General features: G+C 52.1%; 1 protein-coding gene. It reads left to right on the top strand.

Annotation, left to right across the window (positions count from 1 at the left end; genetic code table 11):
* The coding region (locus QW71_RS36400) for a ComEC/Rec2 family competence protein (RefSeq protein ID WP_200906020.1) at positions 1-495 on the top strand (495 nt) is incomplete at both ends.

The following is a 495-nucleotide window of genomic DNA, read 5'->3' as shown; positions in this document are numbered from 1 at the left end:
TTTCTGGTGACAGCAGGTCTCATGGTATATACGCCGCTGGCCGCGCCATTGTTCAGACGTTTACCTAACTGGCTGGGCAGCGCCCTCTCGGTAACCTTCATTGCGCAATTGGTCTCTTTCCCGCTAACGATATATTATTTTAACCAATTTTCGCTGCTGTCCTTTGCCGCCAATCTGCTGTTTGTGCCTTTCATCACGTTCCTGGTCCTGCCGCTTGGTACGCTGGCGCTGCTGCTTGGAAGGTTCTGGAATACTGCAGCCCTCTTAACTGTGCAGCTTGCAGAGCTGCTGAATAATGCTACGTTTGCGGCGGTGGAGTGGGTGAACGGGTTTACGGCAGGTGTGCTGATTTTGGCTTCACCTTCATTACTGTGGATTTGCCTATACTACGGGCTAATTTACGGCTTGTTGTATGCGTTGAAGAGACGGACAGAGATTATGCTTGTTCCCCAGTACATGGAGGATGAGACCCGGCCGCTGACCGAGCTGGAGCTG

The organism is Paenibacillus sp. IHB B 3415 (assembly GCF_000802655.2).
GTDB lineage: Bacteria > Bacillota > Bacilli > Paenibacillales > Paenibacillaceae > Paenibacillus_AQ > Paenibacillus_AQ phytohabitans.
Note: the sequence above shows the minus strand (reverse complement) of the source record. Positions and strands in the feature narration are given on the sequence as shown.